This window comes from Dietzia sp. UBA5065, assembly GCA_002415925.1.
Lineage (GTDB): Bacteria > Actinomycetota > Actinomycetes > Mycobacteriales > Mycobacteriaceae > Dietzia.
Map to the genome: position 1 here is coordinate 748 of DIAZ01000125.1, position 5931 is coordinate 6678.

The window sequence follows — 5931 nt, forward strand, 5'->3', positions numbered from 1 at the left end:
CGCTCCCGCCGAGGCCGCCGAGGCTGCGGACACCAAGGCTGAGGCGGAGGAGCCGGCCACGCCGGCGAAGGGTGGGGCGATTCCGAAGTCGAAGAAGCCCGGCGGCTACGGCCTGTCGCTCGGATAGTCGACGCGTAACGCGACCGCGGCCCGTGATCAGGAGTCCTGATCACGGGCCGCGGTCCATTTCCGGGCCGGCGCCTGCCTGTCAGTTGGTGTGGTGCGCCTCCTGCACCCGGTACACCGGAGTCGGGATGCCCTCCATCCGCGCCTTGAGCTGGAGCGCGAGGTACTTGGAGTAGTGACGCGACTGGTGCAGGTTGCCGCCGTGGATCCACAGCTGCTCCACGTTGGTCGGCTTCCACATGTTGCGCAGCTCGCCCTCCCAGGGCCCGGGGTCACGGGTGGTGTCCGAGCCGTAGCCCCACACCTTGCCCACCCGGTCCGCGACGTCCTGCGAGATCAGATCGACGAGCCACTGATTCATCGAGCCGTACCCGGTGGCGTAGACGATGAGGTCGGCGGGCAGCACGCGCTCACCGTCGAGCTCGACGCCCTCGGGCCGGATCCGGGTCACCTGGCCCCGCTCGAGCGCCACCTCACCGTCGATGAGGAGCTGGCTGGCCCCGACGTCGATGTAGTAGCCGGATCCGCGCCGGAGGTACTTGAGGAACAGGCCCGACCCGTCCTCGCCGAAGTCCAGGTCGAATCCGACGCCGCGCAGCTTCTCGTAGAACTCGGCGTCCTTCTCCGCCATCTGGTCGTAGACGGGGATCTGCGCGTCCGGCAGCAGCCGGTAGGGCCAGGAGGCGAACAGCATGTCCGCCTTCTCGGTGGTCACCCCGTTCTCCAGCGCCTCCTCGGAGTAGAGCGGCCCGAGCGCCAGCGACATCAACGACTCGCTCCGCGCGATGTGGGTGGACGAGCGCTGGATCATCGTCACGTCCGCGCCGTGGTCCCAGAGGGCGGCGCAGATGTCGTGGGCCGAGTTGTTGGACCCGATCACGATGGCGCGCTTGCCCTGCACATCGTCCTCGCCGGTGAACTCCGACGAGTGCCACTGCTCCCCGGCGAAATCCTCGGCCCCCTCGAAGTGCGGGATGGTGGGGTACCCGGACACCCCGAGCGCAAAGACGAGCTGGGTCGGCCGGAGCTCGACCTCCTCGCCCCGCCGATCGACCCGCACCCGCCACGTTCCGGTGGTCTCGTCAAACTCCGCCCCGAGGCACCGCGTACCCGACCAGTAGTCGAGGTCCATGATCGCGGTGTAGTGCTCGAGCCAGTCCCCCACCTTGTCCTTGGCGGGGAACACCGGCCAGTCGTCCGGGAACGGGATGTACGGCAGGTGGTCGTACCAGACCGGATCGTGCAGGTGCAGCGACTTGTACCGCTTGCGCCACGAGTCGCCGGCCCGCTCGTTCTTCTCGATCACGATCGTGGGCACCCCCAGCCGCTTGAGCCGGGCCGCGAGCCCGATCCCGCCCTGCCCGCCGCCGATGATCACCACGTAGGGCTGCTCGGTGTAGCCGAGACTCTCCTGCCGCTCGGACTTCTGCTCGAGCCAGGTCCTGCGGCCGCGGGTGATGACGTGCTCGACGCCCTTGTCGCGGTCGCGCCCCTTCTTCTCCTCGTGCCCCTTGAGTTCCTGCGTCGTGGTGAGCAGGGTCCAGGCCCGCCCGTCGCGCAGCCGGAGGTGGCCCCAGCCGCGGCCGGCGGCGGTCTCGAAGTCGATCCACGCCTCGGTCACCCCGTCGGCCTCGGTGGCCGGCTCGCCGAGCACCCACCCGTCGGGCGAGACCGCGGCGAGCTGGGCGTCGAGCATCTCCCTGATCTCATCGCGGCCCTCGAGGGTCCGGAGGTTCCAGGTGAAGGCCACGAAGTCGCGCCAGCACCCCTCGTCCTCGAACATCCCCGCCGCGCGGTCGGTGTCGCCGGCGCGCAGCGCGTCGCCGAACCCCGCCAGCCACGTCTCCACGGTCCGATCGGCGCCGCCGCCGTCGGTGTGCGCGGGCGCTTCCGTCGTCTGGGTCATCCCCACTCCTTCGCTCTGCTGTAGCGTTTTCCATGACGTAGATCACACTTTGTTCCCGAGGGGGTGGCAATGTCGTTGCACTCGGCGTTGCGGTTCGCCGACCCCGGGGCGTTCGCGGCCCGCTCGATCAAGGCCCACGAGGTGGCGCTGTCCGGCGGGAAGACCTCCGATCTGGACGCGCGGGTGCTGCGCGCCTGGCGGCGCAGCGGGGACGCGGGGATCTCCCCCGACCAGCGGGCTCCCTGCAGCGTGCTGTCTCGGGAGGAGGTCGCGACCGCCCGCGGGGAGACACCGCTGCACCGGGTCGCGGCGGAGGTGGTGGCGTCGGTGGCGGACACCTCCTCCGCCGGGCGCCACCTCGTCGTCGTCGCCGATACCCGGGGCCGCGTGCTGTGGCGCGCGGGCAGCGCGCAGGCGCTGCGCCGGGCGGATTCGATCGCGTTCGCCGAGGGCGCGGACTGGTCGGAGCGGGGCATCGGCGCCAACGCCATCTCGCTCGCCCTCGAGACCGGGACCCTCACCCACGCCACCGCCGGCGAGCACTACGTCCGGGCCCATCACGGGTGGACCTGCACCGCGAGCCCGATCCGCGATCCGCGCGGCCGGGTCCTCGGGGTCCTCAACGTGTCCCACCCGCTGCGGTTCTCCTCCGTCGAGACCGGCGCCCTGGTGCGCTGCGGCGCGCGGCTCGCCGAGTCGTTGGTCGCGGCGCTTCCGGGCGCCTCGCGGCCCGGGGTGGACGACGACGACGACGCCGCGCCCGGAACCGTGGCCACTCCCGTCACCGCGATCCGGCTGCTGGGGTGGAAGCCGGCCGTGGTCCGGGCGGACGGGACAAGCATCCCGTTGTCTCCGCGCAGGGCGGAACTGCTGGCGCTGCTGGCGTCGCGGGAGGCCTGGTCCGCGCGGGCGCTGTCGGAGGCCCTCTACGACGACCCGTCCGCGACCACCACGGTCAGGGGCGAGGTCCGTCGACTCCGGCAGCTCACCGGCCTGTCGATCGAGTCGCAGCCCTACTCGCTGTGCCCGCGCGAGCGCGAGCTGGTCGACTTCCTCCGGGTCGAGCATCCCGACGAGCTCCTGCCGGACTCGGAGATCCCGGCGATCGTCGACCTGCGCTACGGGATCTGACCCACGCTCCTACTCCGACCCGGCGGTCGTCGGATCGCAGCGCGCGGCGATCATTTCCACGTCCGAGACCACCGGCCGCCAGGGCTCGAGGTCCCAGGTCGGCTTGTCCGGATCGGCCAGCCGGGCGAAGACCCAGTGACACGCGAACTGCTGACGCATCCCCGGCGTGGTGGCATCCGGGGCCAGGGCGACCACCTCGGACCACGCCACGGCTTCGTCGTCGACCCCCCACGACGTCCGACCGGCCCCGGTCGGGGTGATCATCAACACCGACCCGCCCCCCTGCCCGAACCACCGGGCGCTCTCGATATACGGCGGCGGCCGGTGCGAGCTCGACAACGCCGAACCCGTGCCGACGACCACGGAACCGAGCGAGCCCGTCAGCAGCCCGTCGCCGCCCGATGCGGGGGCCGCGGTGGCCGAGGAGACGGGGACTGTGACGAGTGCGGCGCCGAAAACCGTCGTGGCACCGGCGAGGAGGACCGAGCGTAGACCGACGCGACCGGGTTTCATGGGTCTTCTTCTCCCACGCGCGGCCGGCCCGTTCCCGGCGTCAGGGTGATCCGTGAGCCCGGGCACGTCCGGCCGGGTGGCACAATCGGCAGGTATGACGCCTGAGACCCTGGGACGAGAGCTCCGCCAGCCGCGCACGCTCGACCAGTCCTCCAAGCTCAAGAACGTCCTCTACGAGATCCGCGGGCCGGTGATGGCGAGGGCGAACCAGCTCGAGGCGGAGGGTCACCGGATCCTCAAGCTGAACATCGGCAACCCGGCGCCGTTCGGGTTCGAGGCGCCCGACGTCATCATGCGCGACATGATCGCCGCGCTCCCCCACGCGCAGGGCTACTCGGAGTCCAAGGGCATCCTGTCGGCGCGCCGGGCCATCTTCACCCGCTACGAGCTGGTCCCCGGCTTCCCCCACCTGGACGTCGAGGACATCTACCTCGGCAACGGCGTGTCCGAGCTCATCACCATGACGATGCAGGCCCTGCTCGACGACGGCGACGAGGTGCTCATCCCCGCACCGGACTACCCGCTGTGGACCGCCATGACCTCCCTGGCGGGCGGCAAGCCGGTCCACTACCTCAGCGACGAGGAGGACGACTGGAACCCGTCGCTGGAGGACATCGCGTCCAAGATCACGCCCCGCACCAAGGCGATCGTCGTGATCAACCCCAACAACCCGACCGGCGCGGTCTACTCGCGCGAGGTGCTCCAAGGGATCGTGGACCTCGCCCGCGAGCACAGCCTGCTCATCCTCGCGGACGAGATCTACGACCGGATCATCTACGACGAGGCCGAGCACACCTCCATCGCCACCCTCGCCCACGACCTGCTGGTGCTGACGTTCAACGGGCTCTCCAAGACGTACCGGGTGGCCGGGTACCGGGCGGGCTGGCTGGCGATCACCGGGCCCAAGGCCCACGCCGCCGGGTTCCTCGAGGGCCTGGAGCTGCTGGCCTCGACCCGCCTGTGCCCCAACGTGCCCGCGCAGCACGCCATCCAGGTGGCGCTGGGCGGCTACCAGTCGATCGACGAGCTGATCGAGCCCGGCGGACGGCTGCACGAGCAGCGCGGCATCGCGTGGGAGAAGCTCAACTCCATCCACGGCGTGAGCTGCGTCAAGCCCATGGGCGCCCTGTACGTGTTCCCCAGGCTGGACCCGGAGGTCCACGAGATCCACGACGACCGGCTGTTCGCCCTGGACCTGCTCGAGCGGGAGCGGATCCTGGTCACGCAGGGGACCGGCTTCAACTGGCCGGACCAGGACCACTTCCGGATCGTCACGCTCCCCGCCGGCCGCGATCTCGCCGTGGCGATCGAGCGGATCGGGAACTTCCTGTCCTCGTACCGGCAGTAGCCGCGGGCGGGGCGCGCCCGCGGGGTCAGACCGCGGCGAGCGCACCGCCCCCGCGGACCCTGACGTCCTGGGGCCGCGCCCCGCGTCCGAGGGCGCGGTAGGTCCAGCCGGCCTCGCGCCAGCGGTCGCCGGGCATGCAGTTGCGGCCGTCCAGCAGGACCCGGCCGCGGGCGACGCCGGATACGGCGGCCGGGTCCAGCTCCACGAACTCGGGCCACTCGGTGGCCACCAGCACCACGTCCGCGCCCTCGCACGCCTCGAGAGCCGACTCGGCGTAGGTCAGGGTCGGGAACAGCGCGCGGGCGTTGGCCAGCGCCCGGGGGTCGTACACCACGGCCTGCGCGCCCTTGAGCGAAAGCATCCCGGCCACGTTGAGCGCCGGGGAGTCCCGCACGTCGTCGGAGTGGGGCTTGAACGCCGCCCCCAGCACCGCCACGGTCCTGCCGATCAGCGCCCCGCCGCACGCCTGCACTGTGAGGTCGACCATCTTCTCGCGGCGCCGCATGTTGATGGAATCCACCTCACGCAGGAACGACATCGCCTCGTCGGCCCCCAGCTCGCCGGCGCGGGCCATGAACGCCCGGATGTCCTTGGGCAGGCAGCCGCCGCCGAAGCCCAGGCCGGCGCCCAGGAACCGGCGGCCGATGCGCGGATCCATCCCGACCGCCTCCGCCAGCACCGTCACATCCGCACCCGCCGCCTCGCACACCTCCGCCACGGCGTTGATGAAGCTGATCTTGGTGGCCAGGAACGCGTTCGCGCTCACCTTGACCAGCTCGGCGGTGGCCAGGTCCGTGACGATCACCGGACACGGATCCGCCGCGAGGATCGGCGCGTACGCCTCGGTCACCGTCGCCCGTGCGGTCCCGCGGTCGGCCTCGCCGCCGGCCAGGCCGATCACGATCCG

At 71.4% G+C, this 5931-nt stretch carries 5 protein-coding genes; 2 read left to right on the forward strand and 3 right to left on the reverse strand.

What is annotated here, in order from left to right; genetic code table 11:
- Positions 1 to 208 precede the first annotated feature (208 nt).
- Positions 209 to 2032, reverse strand: a complete 1824-nt coding sequence (locus tag B4M60_RS09790; protein WP_291082944.1) for an NAD(P)/FAD-dependent oxidoreductase — start codon at positions 2030 to 2032, stop codon at positions 209 to 211.
- 69 nt (positions 2033 to 2101) lie between these two features.
- Here B4M60_RS09790 and B4M60_RS09795 point away from each other — a divergent pair, with 69 nt between their 5' ends.
- On the forward strand, positions 2102 to 3163 hold the full coding sequence (locus B4M60_RS09795; RefSeq protein WP_291082947.1) for a helix-turn-helix domain-containing protein: 1062 nt from the start codon (positions 2102 to 2104) through the stop codon (positions 3161 to 3163).
- A 9-nt stretch (positions 3164 to 3172) separates the two neighbouring features.
- Here the strand turns inward: B4M60_RS09795 and B4M60_RS09800 are convergent, their stop codons facing one another.
- On the reverse strand, positions 3173 to 3676 hold the full coding sequence (locus B4M60_RS09800) for a DUF2599 domain-containing protein (RefSeq protein ID WP_291082950.1): 504 nt from the start codon (positions 3674 to 3676) through the stop codon (positions 3173 to 3175).
- Positions 3677 to 3770: 94 nt separating this feature from the next.
- Here B4M60_RS09800 and B4M60_RS09805 point away from each other — a divergent pair, with 94 nt between their 5' ends.
- On the forward strand, positions 3771 to 5024 hold the full coding sequence (locus B4M60_RS09805) for a pyridoxal phosphate-dependent aminotransferase (RefSeq protein WP_291082953.1): 1254 nt from the start codon (positions 3771 to 3773) through the stop codon (positions 5022 to 5024).
- Between the two features lie 25 nt (positions 5025 to 5049).
- Here B4M60_RS09805 and B4M60_RS09810 read toward each other — a convergent pair.
- Positions 5050 to 5931, reverse strand: an 882-nt coding sequence (locus B4M60_RS09810) for a nucleotide sugar dehydrogenase (RefSeq protein ID WP_291082956.1), incomplete at its 5' end; no start/stop codon positions are given.

Bases quoted from the DNA above. Each gene is read 5' to 3' on its own strand.
- B4M60_RS09805 (WP_291082953.1), top strand. From the start codon at position 3,771: ATGACGCCTGAGACCCTGGGACGAGAGCTCCGCCAGCCGCGCACGCTC.
- B4M60_RS09800 (WP_291082950.1), bottom strand. From the start codon at position 3,676: ATGAAACCCGGTCGCGTCGGTCTACGCTCGGTCCTCCTCGCCGGTGCC.
- B4M60_RS09790 (WP_291082944.1), bottom strand. From the start codon at position 2,032: ATGACCCAGACGACGGAAGCGCCCGCGCACACCGACGGCGGCGGCGCC.
- B4M60_RS09795 (WP_291082947.1), top strand. From the start codon at position 2,102: ATGTCGTTGCACTCGGCGTTGCGGTTCGCCGACCCCGGGGCGTTCGCG.